General features: G+C 23.7%; 29 protein-coding genes and 5 pseudogenes. 19 read left to right on the top strand and 15 right to left on the bottom strand.

What is annotated here, in order from left to right; all coding sequences use genetic code 4:
- Positions 1-12: 12 nt before the first annotated feature.
- The 3 genes from AAHM78_RS08355 to AAHM78_RS08345 all read right to left on the bottom strand — a co-directional run bounded on the left by AAHM78_RS08355 (position 13) and on the right by AAHM78_RS08345 (position 1747).
- The gene (locus tag AAHM78_RS08355; protein WP_342254958.1) at positions 13-378 is read right to left on the bottom strand and encodes a transposase family protein; all 366 of its coding nucleotides are present in this window, start codon (positions 376-378) and stop codon (positions 13-15) included.
- Between the two features lie 59 nt (positions 379-437).
- The gene (locus tag AAHM78_RS08350; RefSeq protein WP_342252818.1) at positions 438-830 is read right to left on the bottom strand and encodes a transposase family protein; all 393 of its coding nucleotides are present in this window, start codon (positions 828-830) and stop codon (positions 438-440) included.
- Between the two features lie 200 nt (positions 831-1030).
- Positions 1031-1747 carry an IS1595 family transposase gene (locus AAHM78_RS08345; RefSeq protein WP_342252817.1) on the bottom strand — a complete coding sequence of 239 codons (717 nt, stop codon included), beginning with the start codon at positions 1745-1747 and terminating at the stop codon, positions 1031-1033.
- Positions 1748-2588: 841 nt separating this feature from the next.
- On the opposite strand from AAHM78_RS08345, the gene AAHM78_RS08340 reads away from it, so the two are divergent.
- Genes AAHM78_RS08340 through AAHM78_RS08335 form a run of 3 tightly spaced genes read left to right on the top strand, consistent with a single transcriptional unit; the run spans position 2589 to position 3291 of the window.
- Positions 2589-2804 carry a hypothetical protein gene (locus AAHM78_RS08340; RefSeq protein WP_174480618.1) on the top strand — a complete coding sequence of 72 codons (216 nt, stop codon included), beginning with the start codon at positions 2589-2591 and terminating at the stop codon, positions 2802-2804.
- A gap of 54 nt (positions 2805-2858) precedes the next feature.
- Entirely contained in the window at positions 2859-3002 is a 144-nt protein-coding gene (locus AAHM78_RS16930; protein ID WP_425289636.1) for a cysteine peptidase family C39 domain-containing protein, read from the top strand.
- Positions 2992-3291 carry a cysteine peptidase family C39 domain-containing protein gene (locus AAHM78_RS08335; protein WP_342252816.1) on the top strand — a complete coding sequence of 100 codons (300 nt, stop codon included), beginning with the start codon at positions 2992-2994 and terminating at the stop codon, positions 3289-3291. Before AAHM78_RS16930 ends, AAHM78_RS08335 begins: the two co-directional genes overlap by 11 nt.
- Here AAHM78_RS08335 and AAHM78_RS08330 read toward each other — a convergent pair.
- Both AAHM78_RS08330 and AAHM78_RS08325 read right to left on the bottom strand, forming a co-directional pair.
- Positions 3288-3653 carry a transposase family protein gene (locus tag AAHM78_RS08330; RefSeq protein WP_342254958.1) on the bottom strand — a complete coding sequence of 122 codons (366 nt, stop codon included), beginning with the start codon at positions 3651-3653 and terminating at the stop codon, positions 3288-3290. The two genes, AAHM78_RS08335 and AAHM78_RS08330, sit on opposite strands and share 4 nt — an antisense overlap.
- Positions 3654-3712: 59 nt before the next feature.
- A complete protein-coding gene (locus AAHM78_RS08325; protein WP_342252815.1) occupies positions 3713-4105 on the bottom strand; it encodes a transposase family protein in 393 nt (130 codons plus the stop codon).
- A 375-nt stretch (positions 4106-4480) separates the two neighbouring features.
- On the opposite strand from AAHM78_RS08325, the gene AAHM78_RS08320 reads away from it, so the two are divergent.
- Both AAHM78_RS08320 and AAHM78_RS08315 read left to right on the top strand, forming a co-directional pair.
- Entirely contained in the window at positions 4481-4873 is a 393-nt protein-coding gene (locus tag AAHM78_RS08320; RefSeq protein WP_342252814.1) for a transposase family protein, read from the top strand.
- A gap of 149 nt (positions 4874-5022) precedes the next feature.
- Positions 5023-5454 (top strand): annotated as a pseudogene (locus AAHM78_RS08315) (transposase); the annotation flags it as partial.
- A gap of 90 nt (positions 5455-5544) precedes the next feature.
- Here AAHM78_RS08315 and AAHM78_RS08310 read toward each other — a convergent pair.
- A complete protein-coding gene (locus AAHM78_RS08310; RefSeq protein WP_342252812.1) occupies positions 5545-6504 on the bottom strand; it encodes an IS1595 family transposase in 960 nt (319 codons plus the stop codon).
- A gap of 80 nt (positions 6505-6584) precedes the next feature.
- Here AAHM78_RS08310 and AAHM78_RS08305 point away from each other — a divergent pair.
- From AAHM78_RS08305 to udk, 7 genes and pseudogenes are all read left to right on the top strand, one after another.
- Positions 6585-7400, top strand: a pseudogene (locus AAHM78_RS08305) (IS256 family transposase); the annotation flags it as partial.
- 47 nt (positions 7401-7447) lie between these two features.
- Positions 7448-7696, top strand: a pseudogene (locus AAHM78_RS08300) (transposase family protein); the annotation flags it as partial.
- 76 nt (positions 7697-7772) lie between these two features.
- Positions 7773-8594 (top strand): IS1595 family transposase, encoded by an 822-nt coding sequence (locus AAHM78_RS08295; RefSeq protein ID WP_342252811.1) that lies wholly within the window; start codon positions 7773-7775, stop codon positions 8592-8594.
- A gap of 344 nt (positions 8595-8938) precedes the next feature.
- Positions 8939-9331: a transposase family protein gene (locus AAHM78_RS08285; protein WP_342252810.1), complete on the top strand. Its 393-nt coding sequence runs from the start codon at positions 8939-8941 to the stop codon at positions 9329-9331.
- 50 nt (positions 9332-9381) lie between these two features.
- Positions 9382-9756, top strand: coding sequence for a transposase family protein (locus AAHM78_RS08280; protein WP_342254611.1), 375 nt, complete (start codon positions 9382-9384; stop codon positions 9754-9756).
- Positions 9757-9895: 139 nt separating this feature from the next.
- Complete coding sequence (ruvX, locus tag AAHM78_RS08275; RefSeq protein ID WP_174481257.1) at positions 9896-10321, top strand: Holliday junction resolvase RuvX; 426 nt, start codon at positions 9896-9898, stop codon at positions 10319-10321.
- 16 nt (positions 10322-10337) lie between these two features.
- A complete protein-coding gene (udk, locus tag AAHM78_RS08270; protein WP_342252809.1) occupies positions 10338-10961 on the top strand; it encodes a uridine kinase in 624 nt (207 codons plus the stop codon).
- Between the two features lie 96 nt (positions 10962-11057).
- On the opposite strand, the gene AAHM78_RS08265 is transcribed toward udk, so the two are convergent.
- Positions 11058-11768, bottom strand: coding sequence for a hypothetical protein (locus tag AAHM78_RS08265; protein ID WP_342252808.1), 711 nt, complete (start codon positions 11766-11768; stop codon positions 11058-11060).
- A 193-nt stretch (positions 11769-11961) separates the two neighbouring features.
- On the opposite strand from AAHM78_RS08265, the gene AAHM78_RS08260 reads away from it, so the two are divergent.
- Both AAHM78_RS08260 and AAHM78_RS08255 read left to right on the top strand, forming a co-directional pair.
- Positions 11962-12240 carry a transposase gene (locus AAHM78_RS08260; RefSeq protein ID WP_342252807.1) on the top strand — a complete coding sequence of 93 codons (279 nt, stop codon included), beginning with the start codon at positions 11962-11964 and terminating at the stop codon, positions 12238-12240.
- Positions 12241-12281: 41 nt separating this feature from the next.
- Entirely contained in the window at positions 12282-12626 is a 345-nt protein-coding gene (locus AAHM78_RS08255; RefSeq protein ID WP_342252806.1) for an IS3 family transposase, read from the top strand.
- Here AAHM78_RS08255 and AAHM78_RS16925 read toward each other — a convergent pair.
- Positions 12618-13435 (bottom strand): annotated as a pseudogene (locus AAHM78_RS16925) (IS5 family transposase). The gene AAHM78_RS08255 and the pseudogene AAHM78_RS16925 overlap by 9 nt on opposite strands.
- A 198-nt stretch (positions 13436-13633) precedes the next feature.
- Here AAHM78_RS16925 and AAHM78_RS08240 point away from each other — a divergent pair.
- Positions 13634-13792, top strand: a pseudogene (locus AAHM78_RS08240) (IS256 family transposase); the annotation flags it as partial.
- A gap of 341 nt (positions 13793-14133) precedes the next feature.
- On the opposite strand, the gene AAHM78_RS08235 reads toward AAHM78_RS08240, so the two are convergent.
- Positions 14134-14526 carry a transposase family protein gene (locus AAHM78_RS08235; protein ID WP_342254942.1) on the bottom strand — a complete coding sequence of 131 codons (393 nt, stop codon included), beginning with the start codon at positions 14524-14526 and terminating at the stop codon, positions 14134-14136.
- Positions 14527-14596: 70 nt separating this feature from the next.
- Here AAHM78_RS08235 and AAHM78_RS08230 point away from each other — a divergent pair, with 70 nt between their 5' ends.
- On the top strand, positions 14597-14812 hold the full coding sequence (locus AAHM78_RS08230; protein WP_342254941.1) for a hypothetical protein: 216 nt from the start codon (positions 14597-14599) through the stop codon (positions 14810-14812).
- Between the two features lie 519 nt (positions 14813-15331).
- Here AAHM78_RS08230 and AAHM78_RS08225 read toward each other — a convergent pair.
- Positions 15332-15577 (bottom strand): hypothetical protein, encoded by a 246-nt coding sequence (locus tag AAHM78_RS08225; RefSeq protein WP_342254940.1) that lies wholly within the window; start codon positions 15575-15577, stop codon positions 15332-15334.
- A 65-nt stretch (positions 15578-15642) separates the two neighbouring features.
- On the opposite strand from AAHM78_RS08225, the gene AAHM78_RS08220 reads away from it, so the two are divergent.
- Positions 15643-15915, top strand: a complete 273-nt coding sequence (locus tag AAHM78_RS08220) for an IS1/IS1595 family N-terminal zinc-binding domain-containing protein (protein ID WP_342252841.1) — start codon at positions 15643-15645, stop codon at positions 15913-15915.
- 13 nt (positions 15916-15928) lie between these two features.
- Here the strand turns inward: AAHM78_RS08220 and AAHM78_RS08215 are convergent, their stop codons facing one another.
- Together AAHM78_RS08215 and AAHM78_RS08210 are read right to left on the bottom strand one after the other, a co-directional pair.
- Entirely contained in the window at positions 15929-16294 is a 366-nt protein-coding gene (locus AAHM78_RS08215; RefSeq protein ID WP_342254958.1) for a transposase family protein, read from the bottom strand.
- Positions 16295-16353: 59 nt separating this feature from the next.
- Positions 16354-16746, bottom strand: coding sequence for a transposase family protein (locus AAHM78_RS08210; protein ID WP_342254939.1), 393 nt, complete (start codon positions 16744-16746; stop codon positions 16354-16356).
- Between the two features lie 56 nt (positions 16747-16802).
- Between AAHM78_RS08210 and AAHM78_RS08205 the strand changes: the two genes are divergently transcribed.
- Positions 16803-17324: a hypothetical protein gene (locus AAHM78_RS08205; RefSeq protein ID WP_342254938.1), complete on the top strand. Its 522-nt coding sequence runs from the start codon at positions 16803-16805 to the stop codon at positions 17322-17324.
- Positions 17325-17378: 54 nt separating this feature from the next.
- Positions 17379-17507 (top strand): hypothetical protein, encoded by a 129-nt coding sequence (locus AAHM78_RS08200; protein WP_342254937.1) that lies wholly within the window; start codon positions 17379-17381, stop codon positions 17505-17507.
- Positions 17508-17606: 99 nt separating this feature from the next.
- On the opposite strand, the gene AAHM78_RS08195 is transcribed toward AAHM78_RS08200, so the two are convergent.
- The 3 genes from AAHM78_RS08195 to AAHM78_RS08185 form a co-directional block, all read right to left on the bottom strand.
- Positions 17607-18845, bottom strand: a complete 1239-nt coding sequence (locus AAHM78_RS08195) for an IS256 family transposase (RefSeq protein ID WP_342255103.1) — start codon at positions 18843-18845, stop codon at positions 17607-17609.
- A gap of 82 nt (positions 18846-18927) precedes the next feature.
- Entirely contained in the window at positions 18928-19812 is an 885-nt protein-coding gene (locus tag AAHM78_RS08190; protein WP_342254936.1) for a BspA family leucine-rich repeat surface protein, read from the bottom strand.
- Positions 19813-19972: 160 nt separating this feature from the next.
- Positions 19973-20296 carry a hypothetical protein gene (locus tag AAHM78_RS08185; protein ID WP_342254935.1) on the bottom strand — a complete coding sequence of 108 codons (324 nt, stop codon included), beginning with the start codon at positions 20294-20296 and terminating at the stop codon, positions 19973-19975.
- Between the last annotated feature and the right edge of the window lie 63 nt (positions 20297-20359).

Genomic DNA, 20359 nt, shown 5'->3' with positions numbered 1-20359 from the left:
CTTGGTGCCAAACTAAGGTAATTCAAAATTATATATTCCTGCTATTAAATTAAATCTTAATGCAAATCTTCGTATTTTATTGCGATATTTTAAACTTAAAATTTTAAAACGTTTTAGTTTAGCAAATACGTGTTCAATTTTAATTCTAATTTTACTTAAAGTTTTATTGTATTCTTTTTGAATTGGTGTTAATTGATTGTATTTACTTTTTTTAAATGGCAAAAATGTATTTTTATGAATATTTTGTATACCTTGATAACCTGAATCAACAAAAACTTGTTTTTCTGGATGAATAAAAGTTTTAGATTTTAGAAGCAATTTAAAATCATGAATGCTTCCAAAACAAAAAGCAGTTGAAATGATTTTTCCATTGGAAATATCAATAATTATTTGGGATTTGAGAGAATGATGTTTCTTTTTACCTGAAAAAAGTAATTTTAGTTTTTTTTAATTCTTTCAATTGGAGTTTCAGTAGCATCAATAGCTAACAAATTATTATTAGTACCTTTATTTTTTGTTAAATCTTTTTTTTCAGGTAAATTAAAAATTCCGCTTTTTATTAAAATATTTTCAATTCAAAAAATATTACGAATGCAACTAGTATGACTAATATTATATCTTTTTGCAATAACTCTATAACTACTATAGTCTTTTCAATATTCTAAAGTCATTAATAAACGCTCTTCAATTACAATTTTATTTTTTCTACCAACATAATATTTTTGTTTAGACTCAGCAATTTTTAAAATTTCAAGCATTTTATAAAATGTTTGTGGCTTTATGCCAACTAAACTATAAAATTCTTGATCATCTTTATATTTTTTCAACATAATAACTATCACCTTTAATATGAATAATAATCGTTAAATTGTTAAAATTAAAGGTTTTGCACCAAGTCTATTAATTAATTTTTCATGAAAATGTTGAAAATTAAAATTATAATAGGCTTTTATCCCTTTATGTACTATTTTTAAATTTTATCACATAAATGGAGATAAAAGCCTACCTAGGAAATTATCCCCGCATGTATTTAAATCAAACACAAAATTACAGTTTCAAAACTAGGTATGTTATTGAATTTATATGCTGATTCTTTTGCATATAAATGAATATTGTGCTTTGAAACTCTTATGTGTGTTCGGAAAGTTCGTCGGATGTGCTTTCATGCTGATTCAATCTGGTTTGTGTTTACACCTGTTGGTGACACATACCCAACTTCATGATTTACGATTTCATGTTTGGGATAGAATTTTTTGAAACTTACATATCCCTTCCAAGAATCCGTAAATAGACAGCACTCAGTAAAAATGTGTTTCAATGCAAATCTTAAAAGGTTTTTTTCATCTGCATTTTTCAGCACCTTCACAATTAGTTTGTTGCTGGTTTTCTCATAAACTCCAACAATCAAAGTTTTATTCAACAAGGATCTTCCTTGTTTTTTAAAACCTAAATGTGAAAGATACATTTCATCCATCTGTGCTGTGCCATCAACAATGAAACCTGCATCTTGATTTCCAATTCTAGTCCTGATTTCATGACACATTCTTCAAGCTGTTTTATAGGTCACACCCAATTCCCTTGCAACATCGGTTGCTGGTATGCCATGCTTTGTGTTTATTCATCTAAAGATGAGATAAAACCAAGATGTCATTTGGGTCTGTGACTTATAAAAAATGGTTCCATAAAGAATACTAAATGTTTGGTTACAGTTCAAACATCGTATTCTTCTCAAATCAGAAGCATTCAAACTAGAAGAAGCACACCTGATGCATTTCATTGTTTTAAACTTCGCTATATATTTCAAACAATCGTTTTCAGTTTGAAATATGCTATTGAATTCATTTCAATTCATTTTTTCCTCCACACTAGTACATGCGGGGATAATTTCCTTATAATATTTTGTTTTATACAAATTTATAATTTCATTTTTAATTTTAATCTTTGTTGCTTTATTAGAAATTCTATTGCGAGATTTATGAATAAAACCAGTTTTACCTTCTTTATTAAAAATTTGAATTAATTGATTAATTCTTCTAATAGTTAGGTTAAGTTTATTTTTGGCTTGATGTTTAGATATTTTTTTAATAGTAATGTCGTTTATAATTTTATACTTATATTTTTTTTCATAGTCATGCTTCTTTCCATATTTATCACCAAGTATATTTAACTTCACTTTTTGGGAAATTTTTACTCTATAACTAATAGGAAATTATCACTAAATAATGACAAAGTAAGTATTATTGTTGACTAATATTTTCTAAGTGTTAAGATTAACATACAATTGCATATTGAAGTCAAAATTATTCTCGTCTAACTTTATAATTTTAAGACAAATTTGAATCTTATTGACAACATCGGTACGCTCCCAATAATTTTTTTGTTTTATTTATTAAAAACATAAACATTTACAATATTATAAAATCATTAAGTATTATTAAATAATAGTTAGTAAGTGTGAAATTTTAAAAGATAATCTTACTTTTAATTTTTTTTAAAATAAAAAGTTTAATATTGTATAAAAATATTGATAATTTTTTAATTTACTAATATAATTGTTAAAGTAAAATAAAAAATAGGAGCTGACATGAATGCATTCAGTGAAAAAATCACCATCATCAGACAACAAAGAAAACGAAGAACGAACAAGTAGTGAACAAGAGTTTCAACGTCTTTTAAAAGGATTTAGTAAAAAGGCCCAAGAAACTAAAAGAGCAGAAAAAAGACATAAACATTTTCTTTCTGCGCGTGATGAAAAACGCGAAAAACAAAGCGCTGCTGCTAAAAAGAAAAAACATCGTAAGTAATAAAAAGGAAAAAATGGTAATCACTGTTAATTATTATTGGCGGTGATTTTTTATATGAAATATCCTTTTGTTCAACAAGAAACAGAAAATGATTGTGGTTTGGCATGTCTTGCTATGATATATAGGTTTTATTTTAAGAAGAAGTTATTAATTAATGACATAAAAAAAAGATATATTTTTAACAAAATTGGGAATTAATCTTTTAGAATTAAAACAATTGGCTAGTAATTATAATTTATTATTAAAAGCTTATAATATTAATTTTGATAAATTAAAATCACTAATAATTGTTAAACCATTAATTATTCAAATATATAATGCTAATGTCGGATTTCATTTTATAGTTATTTACAAAAAGAAAAAAAATAAATGACTGGTGGCAAATCCAGAAGATATTGAACTTAGTTGAAAAAATATTGAAGATTTTACAAAAATTTTTACGAATGTTGTTATTTCAACTAATATAATAGACTTGGTGCAAAACTAAGGTAATTCAAAATTATATATTCCTGCTATTAAATTAAATCTTAATGCAAATCTTCGTATTTTATTGCGATATTTTAAACTTAAAATTTTAAAACGTTTTAGTTTAGCAAATACGTGTTCAATTTTAATTCTAATTTTACTTAAAGTTTTATTGTATTCTTTTTGAATTGGTGTTAATTGATTGTATTTACTTTTTTTAAATGGCAAAAATGTATTTTTATGAATATTTTGTATACCTTGATAACCTGAATCAACAAAAACTTGTTTTTCTGGATGAATAAAAGTTTTAGATTTTAGAAGCAATTTAAAATCATGAATGCTTCCAAAACAAAAAGCAGTTGAAATAATTTTTCCATTGGAAATATCAATAATTATTTGGGATTTGAGAGAATGATGTTTCTTTTTACCTGAAAAAAGTAATTTTAGTTTTTTTTAATTCTTTCAATTGGAGTTTCAGTAGCATCAATAGCTAACAAATTATTATTAGTACCTTTATTTTTTGTTAAATCTTTTTTTCCAGGTAAATTAAAAATTCCGCTTTTTATTAAAATATTTTCAATTCAAAAAATATTACGAATGCAACTAGTATGACTAATATTATATCTTTTTGCAATAACTCTACAACTACTATAGTCTTTTCAATATTCTAAAGTCATTAATAAACGCTCTTCAATTACAATTTTATTTTTTCTACCACCATAATATTTTTGTTTAGACTCAGCAATTTTTAAAATTTCAAGCATTTTATAAAATGTTTGTGGCTTTATGCCGACTAAACTATAAAATTCTTGATCATCTTTATATTTTTGCAACATAATAACTATCACCTTTAATATTAATAATAATCGTTAAATTGTTAAAATTAAAGGTTTTGCACCAAGTCTAATAAATAAATTTTTTATTAGTAATAAAAAAAAGATGAATAAAATTAAAAATTTTTCACCATTTTTGATTCCAAATTATTTATATTATTCATTAATTATTATAATTCTTTAATTGTAAAATTAAAAAGGACACTTATATAAAAATTAAATTGTGTTAGTTCTATAATTAAGAAAAGAAAGGAATTAGCGCAATGTATAAGTATCTGAGTATTGAATCAATAATAGCAATAAAAGAATAGACTTGGTGCAAAACCTTTAATTTTAACAATTTAACGATTATTATTAATATTAAAGGTGATAGTTATTATGTTGAAAAAATATAAAGATGATCAAGAATTTTATAGTTTAGTCGGCATAAAGCCACAAACATTTTATAAAATGCTTGAAATTTTAAAAATTGCTGAGTCTAAACAAAAATATTATGGTGGTAGAAAAAATAAAATTGTAATTGAAGAGCGTTTATTAATGACTTTAGAATATCGAAAAGACTATAGTAGTTATAGAGTTATTGCAAAAAGATATAATATTAGTCATACTAGTTGCGTTCGTAATATTTTTTTAATTGAAAATATTTTAATAAAAAGCGGAATTTTTAATTTACCTGGAAAAAAAGATTTAACAAAAAATAAAGGTACTAATAATAATTTGTTAGCTATTGATGCTACTGAAACTCCAATTGAAAGAATTAAAAAAAACTAAAATTAATTTTTTCAGGTAAAAAGAAACATCATTCTCTCAAATCCCAAATAATTATGGTAATGTTTAGTAATCTGTGTAACTTACAAAAATAACTATGTTTAATTAATTCTAGTAAATATAATTAAATGACTAGAAAGAGTGAGTTACAAATGGTTAAAAAACAAAACATTAATAATAATGATCCAATATCACAAGCAGTAGATTTATTACTAGAAAATACTGAAGATTTAACAACAGTTTTTAAAGAAGGAGGTTTATATAAAGAATTAACAAAAAGATTAGTGGAAAAAATGTTGAATTCTGAAATGCAAAATTATTTAGGATATGAAAAAAATCAACATAGTAATAGTGAAAATGCTCGTAATGGCATAACTTCAAAAAAATTAATAACTCAAGAAGGTAAAATTGAAATTGATGTACCACGAGATCGTAATAGTAATTTTACTCCTGTAATAGTGCCAAAAAGACAAAGAAGATTTGATGGTTTTGATCAACAAGTTCTTTCACTATATGCAAAAGGTATGACAGTATCTGACATTGGAATGCAGTTGCAAGAGTTATATCATGGTGCAGATATTAGTTTTAATTTTCAAAAAAACTCTTGATGAAATAAAAAAAATCATCAACCTGGCCTAAAATTTGATTTTATTTAATTTTGGGATTTATTTTTTTTACAAACTGAAATATAATGCTTCAGATTTTGCATAAGGTGATATTTTATAATGTTGGTATTTAAATTTTCATAAATTGAGGTAATTTTGAATATTGGTAAATCCAATGCCATGATAATGAGTAATAAATTCTTTTAAACTTGATTGTATTTTACTGATATTACTTAAATTTTTATAATTTAATTCTTTATTTTCTTTTGATTTAAATTTCTTGAGAGTACATTTTGTTTGTTTAGCTACTGTATCATATAGTATTTGCATATCACAAACTATAATTGATTTTTCTTCGATAAGCTTAGATGTTAAATTTTCTTGTACTCATTTTTTTGTTAATCTTTTAGTATTTGTTGTTTGAGCATAAATATTTTTATTTTCATCAATTACCATTTCAATACAACAGTTTAAATCTTTAGAATTTTCTTCAATTCATTTTTTTCTTGGATCATCTGGATTTTTGAAATTTCCTTTATGAATTTCTTTGATAAAAGTTTCATCAATTTCAATTCTACCTTTTAATTTTGTGAATGGTTTTTGTGTTTTTGCTAATTGTGATGATTTCATAAATTTTTGACGATTAAATCATGCTGATGTTTTTGAAATTTTAGCAAATTGAGAAATAGTATAAGCAGATTGACCTAACAATGACAATCAAATTATTCAATCTCATTGTTCATGAGATAAATGACTTCAATGTAAAAAATGATTTCTTAAAGCATCAAAGCTACTTTTACAATCTTTGCATAAATATTTTTGCTTATTATTCTTAAAACCATTTTTTACACATCAATAAGATTTACAATTTGGACATTGAATTCCTTTTTCTTTAAATTTTTTATCAATTGCATCTAATTTTTCTTTTTTCTCAATTTGTTTAATTCTATTTTTAAAATGTCTAATAATTTTTATAAATTCTTCATCTTTTTTGTTTTTTAAAACATCAATTAATTCATTATTAGTCACAAAAAATCACCCCTGATATAAAAATATTACTTTTAATTTAAAATTAAAAGTAATATCAAGATTTTTTGTGAAAATTAAAAGATATTAGTGAAAGTGTTATTAGTCAAATTACTGATGATGTTATTGATGATGTCAAAGCATGGCAAAATCGGCCATTAGAAAGTATTTATCCGATTGTTTATTTTGATTGTATAGTAGTTAAAGTACTACAAGATAAACGGATTATTAACAAATCAGTTTATATAGCACTAGGAGTTGATTTAGAAGGTAAAAAAGATGTTTTAGGTTTATGAATTAGTGAAAATGAAGGTTCTAAATTTTGATTATCTAATTTTACAGAAATGAAAAATCGAGGCTTAAATGATATTCTTAATGCTTGTAGTGATAATTTAACAGGCATGTCAGAAGCAATACAATCAGTTTATCCTAAAACCGAACATCAATTATGCATAGTTCATCAAATTAGAAATAATTTAAAATATGTTTCATACAAACATCGAAAATCTCTAGTTACAGATTTAAAACCAATTTATAGTGCATGTAGTTAAGAACAAGCAATGCAAGCTTTAGAATCGTTTGAAAATAAATGAAATAAACAATATCCTCAAATTACTAAATCTTGATATAAAAATTGAGATAATTTAATGGTTTTTATTAGTTATCCACCAGAAATTAAAAGAGTAATTTATACTACAAATGCTATTGAATCTGTTAATAGTCAATTACGAAAAGTTATTAGAAATAAAAAAGTTTTTCCTAACGATATGGCAGTTTTCAAAATATTTTACTTAGCAATTGAAAATATAACAAAAAAATGAACAATGCCCATTCAAAATTGAAATACAGCAATTGCCCATTTTATGATAAAATTTGAAGACAGAATTAATCTAAACTAGTACCTTGTAAAACAAAGATACACAGATTACATAAAAGCCTCATAATTATTGATATTTCCAATGGAAAAATTATTTCAACTGCTTTTTGTTTTGGAAGCATTCATGATTTTAAATTGCTTCTAAAATCTAAAACTTTTATTCATCCAGAAAAACAAGTTTTTGTTGATTCAGGTTATCAAGGTATACAAAATATTCACAAAAATACATTTTTGCCATTTAAAAAAAGTAAATACAATCAATTAACACCAATTCAAAAAGAATACAATAAAACTTTAAGTAAAATTAGAATTAAAATTGAACACGTATTTGCTAAACTAAAAAGTTTTAAAATTTTAAGCGGACTTCTCCCCACATGTACTTGTGGAGGAAACAATGAAATTGAATGAGTTCAACAATATATTTCAAACAGAAAAAGATTGTTTGAAATATATAGCAAGTTTGAAGGAAAACAAATGTATGAGGTGTTCTTGAACAAATTTGAATACTTCTGATTTAAGAAGAATAAGATGTTTGAAATGTCATCAAACATTTAGTATTCTTCATGACATCATTTTTTACAAGTCACAAACACCTTTGACATCTTGGTTTTATCTCATCTTTAGATGAATAAACACCAAACATGGAATTCCATCAACTGATGTTGCAAAAGAATTGGGAGTAACTTTGAAAACTGCTTGAAGAATGGGTCATAAAATCCGAAGTGCAATTGCAAAACAAGAACCTCAATTCATTGTTGAGGGCATAGTGCAAATGGATGAAATGTATCTTTCACATATGGGTTTTAAAAAACAAGGAAGATCCTTAAAAAATAAAACTTTGATTGTTGGGATTTATGAAAAAACAACCAATAATTTAATTGTGAAAGTGTTGAAAAATGCAAATCAAAAAAATCTTTTGCAATTTGCAAGAAACCACATTTCTTCAAAGTGTGATGTACATACTGATTCTTGAAAAGGATATCGCCATTTTAAATCAGTTTTCACTAAGCATGAAACAGTTAACCATCAAGATGGCTATGTTTCAAAAACTGGTGTAAACATAAACCAGATTGAATCGGCATGAAAGCACATCAGACGAACATTTAAAACACATATCAAAGTTGAAAAACATCATGTTCATTTATACGCAAAAGAATCGGCATATAAATTCAACAATATACCTAGTTTTGAAACTGTAATGTTATGTTTGATTTAAAAATGTGGGGAGAAGTCCGTAGATAGGCTTTTCTCAGCATTTATGTGATAAAATTTAAAAATAGTACATAAAGGGAGAAAAGCCATTTTAAGTTTAAAATATCGCAATAAAATACGAAGATTTGCATTAAGATTTAATTTAATAGCAGGAATATATAATTTTGAATTACCTTAGTTTTGCACCAAGTCTAAAGAAAAAAAAGAAGTTAAATCAGTATCTAAGGATTTAACAAGTGATAAATTAGAAACTAAGTTAGAAACACAATTTAATATATTAGACTTGGTGCAAAACCTTTAATTTTAACAATTTAACGATTATTATTAATATTAAAGGTGATAGTTATTATGTTGAAAAAATATAAAGATGATCAAGAATTTTATAGTTTAGTCGGCATAAAGCCACAAACATGTTATAAAATGCTTGAAATTTTAAAAATTGCTGAGTCTAAACAAAAATATTATGGTGGTAGAAAAAATAAAATTGTAATTGAAGAGCGTTTATTAATGACTTTAGAATATTGAAAAGACTATAGTAGTTATAGAGTTATTGCAAAAAGATATAATATTAGTCATACTAGTTGCATTCGTAATATTTTTTTAATTGAAAATATTTTAATAAAAAGCGGAATTTTTAATTTACCTGGAAAAAAAGATTTAACAAAAAATAAAGGTACTAATAATAATTTGTTAGCTATTGATGCCACTGAAACTCCAATTGAAAGAATTAAAAAAAACTAAAATTACTTTTTTCAGGTAAAAAGAAACATCATTCTCTCAAATACCAAATAATTATTGATATTTCCAATGGAAAAATTATTTCAACTGCTTTTTGTTTTGGAAGCATTCATGATTTTAAATTGCTTCTAAAATCTAAAACTTTTATTCATCCAGAAAAACAAGTTTTTGTTGATTCAGGTTATCAAGGTATACAAAATATTCATAAAAATACATTTTTGCCATTTAAAAAAAGTAAATACAATCAATTAACACCAATTCAAAAAGAATACAATAAAACTTTAAGTAAAATTAGAATTAAAATTGAACACGTATTTGCTAAACTAAAACGTTTTAAAATTTTAAGTTTAAAATATCGCAATAAAATACGAAGATTTGCATTAAGATTTAATTTAATAGCAGGAATATATAATTTTGAATTACCTTAGTTTTGCACCAAGTCTAATATAAAAAAGATAAAAATTTATAGACATAATACATTTTTATTATAGTTACAATATAAAAAATATTTTTTTATAAAATTAATATATTATTAAAATTAAAAAAAATATTAAGTATAATAAATTTATGAAATATTTAGGCATTGATTTAGGTAGTAAAACATTAGGGCTTGCTCGTGGTGAAGGAAAAATTGCTTTTTCTTGAAAAACTATTCGTTTCCCAGAGCATGATTTTAATAATGCTATTATCCAACTCCAAAATGCTATTAAAGAATATGATGCTGATATTCTTGTTTTTGGTTACCCTTTAAACATGGATAGCACAGTCGGCCCCAGCGCAAAAATTGTTTTAAATTTTATTGATAAATTTAAATTAACACAAAATAATGATAAACTAAATATTGTTTTACAAGATGAAAGAAGAACTACCTATTCTTCGCAGCAAATATTAATTAAATCTAATGTTTCTTCAAATAAAAGAAAACAAGTTAAAGATCAATTGGCTGCTGCTATTATTTTACAATCATACTTTGATAAAATAACTCAATCTTAAATTTTAGGAGATAAATGTGAAATATAAAAAAATTAATTTAATCGCTATCGCTGGCGGCAGTGCTTCAGGAAAAACAACAGTAGCAGAAACAATTGCTGAAGCTTGTAATAAAAAAAATGTCATTTTTGTACAAATGGATAATTATTATCGTGACCTTAGTAACTTAAAAGTTGAAGAAAGAAAAAAAACTAATTTTGATCATCCTAATGCTATTGATATGAAATTATTAATTCATGATTTAGAACAATTATTACTTGGCAATGCTATTGAAGAGCCTATTTATGATTTTAAAATCAATAGTCGCAGTAAAAACACTGAGATTATTGGTCCGGGTGATGTTATCATTCTGGATGGTATTTTTGCTTTAGAAAATCCTATTATTCGTGAATTATCTACTATCAAAATTTTTGTTGATACTGATAGTGATACTAGACTACTAAGAAGAATTAAACGAGATGTTAGTTTTAGAAATCGTACTCTTGACAGTGTTTTACAACAATATGCATTAACTGTTAAACCTATGCATGATGCTTTTGTTGAACCAACTAAACGTTATGCTGATATTATTATTCCTTTTGATTTTCATAATACTGTAGCTATTGATATTATTGCTACTAAAATTAAAGCAATTATTAAATAATTGCTTTAAGCTTTAATTTTTAAAATAACAATAAAATGAATCTTAAAGATGGATTTTTAAATTGTTTTTTATTATTTTTTTAAGTTAACAAGAAGATTATCAACTTAAATAATCAATTTTATTTTCATTTAAAAGAGATAAAATATTAAATTTCTGTATTTGCATTATTTGCTCATAAACACTATTTTTTATTTCATATTTTTTTTCTATACTATCAATATTTAAAACTTCAATTACTGTATTTCCATTTTCATGTGTTACTAAACCAAGTTCATTATTTAAATTAAATAATGTTTGAACATTAATTGATAAATCTAATACATAATTTACTTTATTACTAACTAAATCACTATAATATAATTTTGCTTTTTTACTTGCTAAATTTAAACTATAAAAATATATTTTACTATTTATTTCTGTTATTAATACTGTATCGTTAATGTTAAAAAAATCATCTCCAATTATTGGTTTGGCTTCAGATTGACCTTTTTTTATAATTAACACACTATAACTTATAGGTTTATTTATAGATTTATAAATAACAAGATAAATGTTTTCATTTTTATCAATAAATATATAATTAACCATTAGATTGTTTGGTAAATTTATTTTTTCAGCAATTTCAGTATTAATATTATATTTATAAAAACCATCAAAAGTTGTTACATAAATATTATTTTTTAAATAAGTAATATCAGTTACAATACCCGAAACTAATGGCATAGTTTTAAATTTATTTTTATTATTAAGAACTATTACTCCACCAGCAGAAGTTAAATAAATATTACCTTTAATATCAATTATCATGTGAAAAGAACCTACTTTGAATTCTTTATTTTCTCAATAAATTTCATTATCTCTGGTACTTATATTATATTTTCAAATTTTTTGTCCAGATATATGAAGATCAGAACTATCAAAAGTTGGATAGGTTACACTTTATTGGACACTAATTACGTAGACAAGTGAACAAATTAGTTAAAAGAAAGGAACTATAATTATGGCCAATATTAACTCATATACCGACGAATTTAAGAAACAAATAGTAGCTTTATATCAAAGTGGTAAGTCGGTGTCTTGTCTTGCTAAAGAGTACAATGTTACAAGAGCAGCTACTTATAATTGAATTAAGCAATTTACTAATTCAGGTAGTTTTAAATCTAAAGATAATCGTTCTGTTGAAGAAAATGAATTAATTAAATTAAGAAAAGAATTAAAACAGTTACGAATGGAAAATTATATTTTAAAGCAAGCAGCACTAATAATAGGCAGAAAATAGAGATTATTATCAATAATAAATGTAAATATAAAATTCGTACAATGTGTCGTTTTTTAAAACTCTCTAAATCAACATATTATTTTAATTTCAAGAAAAAAGAAAAAAATCAAAATAATATGTATGATGAAGCTGTTATTAGTGCTTTTAAAGAAAATAAAGAAATTTATGGCACAAGAAGATTAAAAGTCATATTAGAAAACCAAGAAATTTATTTATCAAGACGAAAAATTAAAGAAATTATGAATAAACATAATTTAATATCAAAATACACTAAATTAAGACACAAAAATCATCATAATAAAGTCAATGATAGTCAAATAACTAATCTTGTTAATAGAAACTTTAAGAATAGGATTAAAAATAGACTTGGTGCAAAACTAAGGTAATTCCAAATTATATATTCCTGCTATTAAATTAAATCTTAATGCAAATCTTCGTATTTTATTGCGATATTTTAAACTTAAAATTTTAAAACGTTTTAGTTTAGCAAATACGTGTTCAATTTTAATTCTAATTTTACTTAAAGTTTTATTGTATTCTTTTTGAATTGGTGTTAATTGATTGTATTTACTTTTTTTAAATGGCAAAAATTTATTTTTATGAATATTTTGTATACCTTGATAACCCGAATCAACAAAAACTTGTTTTTCTGGATGAATAAAGGTTTTAGATTTTAGAAGCAATTTAAAATCATGAATGCTTCCAAAACAAAAAGCAGTTGAAATAATTTTTCCATTGGAAATATCAATAATTATTTGGGATTTGAGAGAATGATGTTTCTTTTTACCTGAAAAAAGTAATTTTAGTTTTTTTTAATTCTTTCAATTGGAGTTTCAGTAGCATCAATAGCTAACAAATTATTATTAGTACCTTTATTTTTTGTTAAATCTTTTTTTCCGGGTAAATTAAAAATTCCGCTTTTTGTTAAAATATTTTCAATTCAAAAAATATTACGAATGCAACTAGTATGACTAATATTATATCTTTTTGCAATAACTCTATAACTACTATAGTCTTTTCAATATTCTAAAGTCATTAATAAACGCTCTTCAATTACAATTTTATTTTTTCTACCACCATAATATTTTTGTTTAGACTCAGCAATTTTTAAAATTTCAAACATTTTATAAAATGTTTGTGGCTTTATGCCGACTAAACTATAAAATTCTTGATCATCTTTATATTTTTTCAACATAATAACTATCACCTTTAATATTAATAATAATCGTTAAATTGTTAAAATTAAAGGTTTTGCACCAAGTCTATTCTTTTATTGCTATTATTGATTCAATACTCAGATACTTATACATTGCGCTAATTCCTTTCTTTTCTTAATTATAGAACTAACACAATTTAATTTTTATATAAGTGTCCTTTTTAATTTTACAATTAAAGAAATAAAAAAGTTTTTCCTAACGATATGGCAGTTTTCAAAATATTTTACTTAGCAATTGAAAATATAACAAAAAAATGAACAATGCCTATTCAAAATTGAAATACAGCAATTGCTCATTTTATGATAAAATTTGAAGACAGAATTAATCTAAACTAGTACCTTATAAAACAAAGATACAGAGATTACATAAAAGCCTCGAATTTATTACTCATTATCGTGGCATTGGATTTACCAATATTCAAAATTACCTCAATTTATGAAAATTTAAATACCAACATTATAAAATATCACCTTATGCAAAATCTGAAGAATTATATTTCAGTTTGTAAAAAAATAAATCCCAAAATTAAATAAAATCAAATTTTAGGCCGGGTTGATGATTTTTTTTATTTCATCAAGAGTTTTTTTGAAAATTAAAATAATTTTTCCATTGGAAATATCAATAATTATTTAGGATTTGAGAGAATGATGTTTCTTTTTACCTGAAAAAAGTAATTTTAGTTTTTTTTAATTCTTTCAATTGGAGTTTCAGTAGCATCAATAGCTAACAAATTATTATTAGTACCTTTATTTTTTGTTAAATCTTTTTTTCCAGGTAAATTAAAAATTCCGCTTTTTATTAAAATATTTTCAATTCAAAAAATATTACGAATGCAACTAGTATGACTAATATTATATCTTTTTGCAATAACTCTATAACTACTATAGTCTTTTCGATATTCTAAAGTCATTAATAAACGCTCTTCAATTACAATTTTATTTTTTCTACCACCATAATATTTTTGTTTAGACTCAGCAATTTTTAAAATTTCAAGCATTTTATAAAATGTTTGTGGCTTTATGCCGACTAAACTATAAAATTCTTGATCATCTTTATATTTTTTCAACATAATAACTATCACCTTTAATATTAATAATAATCGTTAAATTGTTAAAATTAAAGGTTTTGCACCAAGTTTAGTGAAAGATTATAATGATTTCTTAAATAAAAAATGAGATATTATTGAAAAAAATAATATAACAAAAGTTATTAAACTGAATGTTTTAAGTACTAATGTTGATAAGTTTTTAAAAGAATTATCACTTTATAAAGTTGATAATTTTAAAGAATTACCATTTAGTTTAGAAGAATATTTTATTAAATTTTATAAGGATGAGGTAAATTTTAATGATTAATTTTAGATTTGTTAAATCACAATTTAAAAATATTAAAATTCCATTAATATTATTTTTTATAATTTTATGTATTTTAATAGCTCCCATTTTAACACAAGATTATCTTGCTCCAACTATGACATTAATTGGTGAAGAACATGGATGGAGTATCGGGTTTAGGTGGATTAGGTGGCATGAATTATCTTAATTTTGTTTTTTTGGTATTCCGGGGTTAATATTAATTTTTTCTTTTAGTTTAATTTTAAATCATATTTTGGTTTCTAAAGAAATTGATAAAGGTTATTTAGCTTCATGATTAACAATGCCAATGTCTAGAAAAACTATTTTAAATTCAAAACTTTTTGTTTTGCTTTCTTCAATATTAATATTATATGGTTCAGTTTTTGTTTTTCAATTAATTATTTTTCCAATTATATTTCAAGATTTTAAACTTCAAGAATTTGGATATCTTGTTTTATATAATTTGGGTTTAATATTATTGGCTTTACTTTGAGCATCAATTAATTTAACTTTTATTAGTTACTTTAATAAGTCAGTTATTTCTCTTTCAGTAGCAACATGTATTTCAACAGTATTTATTTTGTTTCAAACAATGACATTATTCTCTTCTATACCTGGACTTGAGTACCTTAAATATTTTAAATATATGACAATTGCTTCTTTATTTAATTCTCCATTTAAGTTTGGTGATATTCCAAATATAACACCCGCTCCCGGTGTTACAGAAGTAGCAAAAGCACCGCTTTTTTCTTTTAATTTTCACAAAAAATCTTGATATTACTTTTAATTTAAAATTAAAAGTAATATTTTTATATCAGGGGTGATTTTTTGTGACTAATAATGAATTAATTGATGTTTTAAAAAACAAAAAAGATGAAGAATTTATAAAAATTATTAGACATTTTAAAAATAGAATTAAACAAATTGAGAAAAAAGAAAAATTAGATGCAATTGATAAAAAATTTAAAGAAAAAGGAATTCAATGTCCAAATTGTAAATCTTATTGATGTGTAAAAAATGGTTTTAAGAATAATAAGCAAAAATATTTATGCAAAGATTGTAAAAGTAGCTTTGATGCTTTAAGAAATCATTTTTTACATTAGACTTGGTGCAAAACTAAGGTAATTCAAAATTATATATTCCTGCTATTAAATTAAATCTTAATGCAAATCTTCGTATTTTATTGCGATATTTTAAACTTAAAATTTTAAAACGTTTTAGTTTAGCAAATACGTGTTCAATTTTAATTCTAATTTTACTTAAAGTTTTATTGTATTCTTTTTGAATTGGTGTTAATTGATTGTATTTACTTTTTTTAAATGGCAAAAATGTATTTTTATGAATATTTTGTATACCTTGATAACCTGAATCAACAAAAACTTGTTTTTCTGGATGAATAAAAGTTTTAGATTTTAGAAGCAATTTAAAATCATGAATGCTTCCAAAACAAAAAGCAGTTGAAATAATTTTTCCATTGGAAATATCAATAATTATTTGGGATTTGAGAGAATGATGTTTCTTTTTACCTGAAAAAAGTAATTTTAGTTTTTTTTAATTCTTTCAATTGGAGTTTCAGTAGCATCAATAGCTAACAAATTATTATTAGTACCTTTATTTTTTGTTAAATCTTTTTTTCCAGGTAAATTAAAAATTCCGCTTTTTATTAAAATATTTTCAATTCAAAAAATATTACGAATGCAACTAGTATGACTAATATTATATCTTTTTGCAATAACTCTATAACTACTATAGTCTTTTCAATATTCTAAAGTCATTAATAAACGCTCTTCAATTACCATTTTATTTTTTCTACCACCATAATATTTTTGTTTAGACTCAGCAATTTTTAAAATTTCAAGCATTTTATAAAATGTTTGTGGCTTTATGCCGACTAAACTATAAAATTCTTGATCATCTTTATATTTTTTCAACATAATAACTATCGCCTTTAATATTAATAATAATCGTTAAATTGTTAAAATTAAAGGTTTTGCACCAAGTCTATTGAAGTCATTTATCTCATGAACAATGAGATTGAATAATTTGATTGTCATTGTTAGGTCAATCTGCTTATACTATTTCTCAATTTGCTAAAATTTCAAAAACATCAGCATGATTTAATCGTCAAAAATTTATGAAATCATCACAATTAGCAAAAACACAAAAACCATTCACAAAATTAAAAGGTAGAATTGAAATTGATGAAACTTTTATCAAAGAAATTCATAAAGGAAATTTCAAAAATCCAGATGATCCAAGAAAAAAATGAATTGAAGAAAATGCTAAAGATTTAAACTGTTGTATTGAAATGGCAATTGATGAAAATAAAAATATTTATGCTCAAACAACAAATACTAAAAGATTAACAAAAAAATGAGTACAAGAAAATTTAACATCTAAGCTTATCGAAGAAAAATCAATTATAGTTTGTGATATGCAAATACTATATAATACAGTAGCTAAACAAACAAAATGTACTCTAAAGAAATTTAAATCAAAAGAAAATAAATAATTAAATTATAAAAATTTAAGTAATATCAGTAAAATACAATCAAGTTTAAAAGAATTGATTACTCATTATCATGGCATTGGATTTACCAATATTCAAAATTACCTCAATTTATGAAAATTTAAATACCAACATTATAAAATATCAACTTATGCAAAATCTGAAGCATTATATTTCAGTTTGTAAAAAAAATAAATCCCAAAATTAAATAAAATCAAATTTTAGGCCAGGTTGATGATTTTTTGAGGCTTTTATGTAATCTGTGTATCTTTGTTTTACAAGGTACTAGTTTAGATTAATTCTGTCTTCAAATTTTATCATAAAATGAGCAATTGCTGTATTTCAATTTTGAATAGGCATTGTTCATTTTTTTGTTATATTTTCAATTGCTAAGTAAAATATTTTGAAAACCGCCATATCGTTAGGAAAAACTTTTTTATTTCTAATAACTTTTCGTAATTGACTATTAACAGATTCAATATCATTTGTAGTATAAATTACTCTTTTAATTTCTGGTGGATAACTAATAAAAACCATTAAATTATCTCAATTTTTATATCAAGATTTAGTCATTTGAGGATATTGTTTATTTCATTTATTTTCAAACGATTCTAAAGCTTGCATTGCTTGTTCTTCACTACATGCACTATAAATTGGTTTTAAATCTGTAACTAGAGATTTTCGATGTTTGTATGAAACATATTTTAAACTATTTCTAATTTGATGAACTATGCATAATTGATGTTCGGTTTTAGGATAAACCGATTGTATTGCTTCTGACATGCCTGTTAAATTATCACTACAAGCAATAAGAATATCATTTAAGCCTCGATTTTTCATTTCTGTAAAATTAGATAATCAAAATTTAGAACCTTCATTTTCACTAATTCATAAACCTAAAACATCTTTTTTACCTTCTAAATCAACTCCTAGTGCTATATAAACTGATTTGTTAATAATCCGTTTATCTTGTCGTACTTTAACTACTATACAATCAAAATAAACAATCGGATAAATACTTTCTAATGGCCGATTTTGCCATGCTTTGACATCATCAATAACATCATCAGTAATTTGACTAATAACACTTTCACTAATATCTGCACCATGATATAACTCTTGCAACTGCATTCTAATGTCAGATACTGTCATACCTTTTGCATATAGTGAAAGAACTTTTTGATCAAAACCATCAAATCTTCTTTGTCTTTTTGGCACTATTACAGGAGTAAAATTACTATTACGATCTCGTGGTACATCAATTTCAATTTTACCTTCTTGAGTTATTAATTTTTTTGAAGTTATGCCATTACGAGCATTTTCACTATTACTATGTTGATTTTTTTCATATCCTAAATAATTTTGCATTTCAGAATTCAACATTTTTTCCACTAATCTTTTTGTTAATTCTTTATATAAACCTCCTTCTTTAAAAACTGTTGTTAAATCTTCAGTATTTTCTAGTAATAAATCTACTGCTTGTGATATTGGATTATTATTATTAATGTTTTGTTTTTTAACCATTTGTAACTCACTCTTTCTGGTCATTTAATTATATTTACTAGAATTAATTAAACATAGTTATTTTTGTAAGTTACACAGATTACTAAACATTACCGATTTTTTTTATTTCATCAAGAGTTTTTTTGAAAATTAAAACTTTATTTACATTTCATTTTGAAATATCTTGATTAAATGATGAAGCACCATAAAACATTGAATTCGTGTTTGTTACATTTTTTGTATTTCATTTTGAAATATTTTCGTTAAATGTAGTGGCATTATAAAACATAAAATCCATACTTGTTACTTTTGAAGTTTTTCAAGATGAAATATTTTTGTTAAATGCTGATGCACCATAAAACATTGAACTCATATTTGTTACATTAGAAGTATTTCATGTTGAAAGGTCTTTATTAAATGAAGTTGCTTCAAAAAATATACTACTCATGTTTATTACTTTTGATGTATCTCAGTTTCCGATGTTTTGGTTAAATGCTGAAGCACGTGTAAACATATAACTGATATCAGTTACATTAGAAGTATTTCAAGATGAAATATTTTTGTTAAATACTGATGCACCATAAAACATATAAGCCATATCTGTCACGTGAGAAGTATTTCGTGTTGAAATATCTTGATTAAATGATTTGGCTTCTATGAACATTTCTCTCAAAGATGTTATTTCTGGTGGTAATTGATTAGGAATTTTTTCAATAGTTTCTGGCATTGTTACTACTTGTATTTGTTGATTATTTTTAAAAAATCCAATTTGAATAACTTCTTTACTATTTATATTTGACAAATCTCTTTCACTAGTTGTTATTTGTTTGCCATCTTTATCAATGTAAATTGTATCTTGCTGTGTTTTATTTTCAATATAATTAGTTGTAATATTAGTTTTTTGTAAAGTTGTGTTTAAGAAACTAGTTAAATTACCTGTGGTTGTTGCAAGTGTTAAAACACTTAATGTTTTGATTAATGTTTTCATTAAGATCTCCTTTTTTGTTTTTCCCAATAACTTCTTAAGTTTAAGAAGTTAATTATATTTTAAGTCGTTTAAAAATAAATGCAATAAGTGTTTAGTTTATGATAGAAATAAAAAATAACTAATTTCATTAATGAAATTAGTTATTTTTAAATATAAAAATTTATTTAAATGGAGAACTATATGGATTACTATTTGCCCTTCTTTCTCATTGAGAACAACTAGGTATTTCATTAATTTTGATTTTATTAGTTTCATTTCATGAACTTTTTAACTTTTCACCAGTTTTTAAAACTGTATCAAAAAGTATACCAAAAGTTCCATCATGATAAACAGATGGTTCATTCATACGTACATGCTTTAATTTTTCAAATTCTTGACTTTTTAATGCTTCTCGTTGTTTTCTTTCTTCTTGACAATATGGTCTATTTTTTATTAGTTCTATTTGTTTATAATTATTTATTCATATTTTTTCTTCTTTTCGCAATTTTTGTTCTAATGGTCTTATAGTATCATTTGTTTCAATTACTCGTTCTGCTTCTGTTCTTCA

The sequence above is a fragment of the Spiroplasma endosymbiont of Zeiraphera isertana genome (assembly GCF_964030805.1).
Taxonomy (GTDB): domain Bacteria; phylum Bacillota_I; class Bacilli_A; order Mycoplasmatales; family VBWQ01; genus Spiroplasma_E.
Note: the sequence above shows the minus strand (reverse complement) of the source record. Positions and strands in the feature narration are given on the sequence as shown.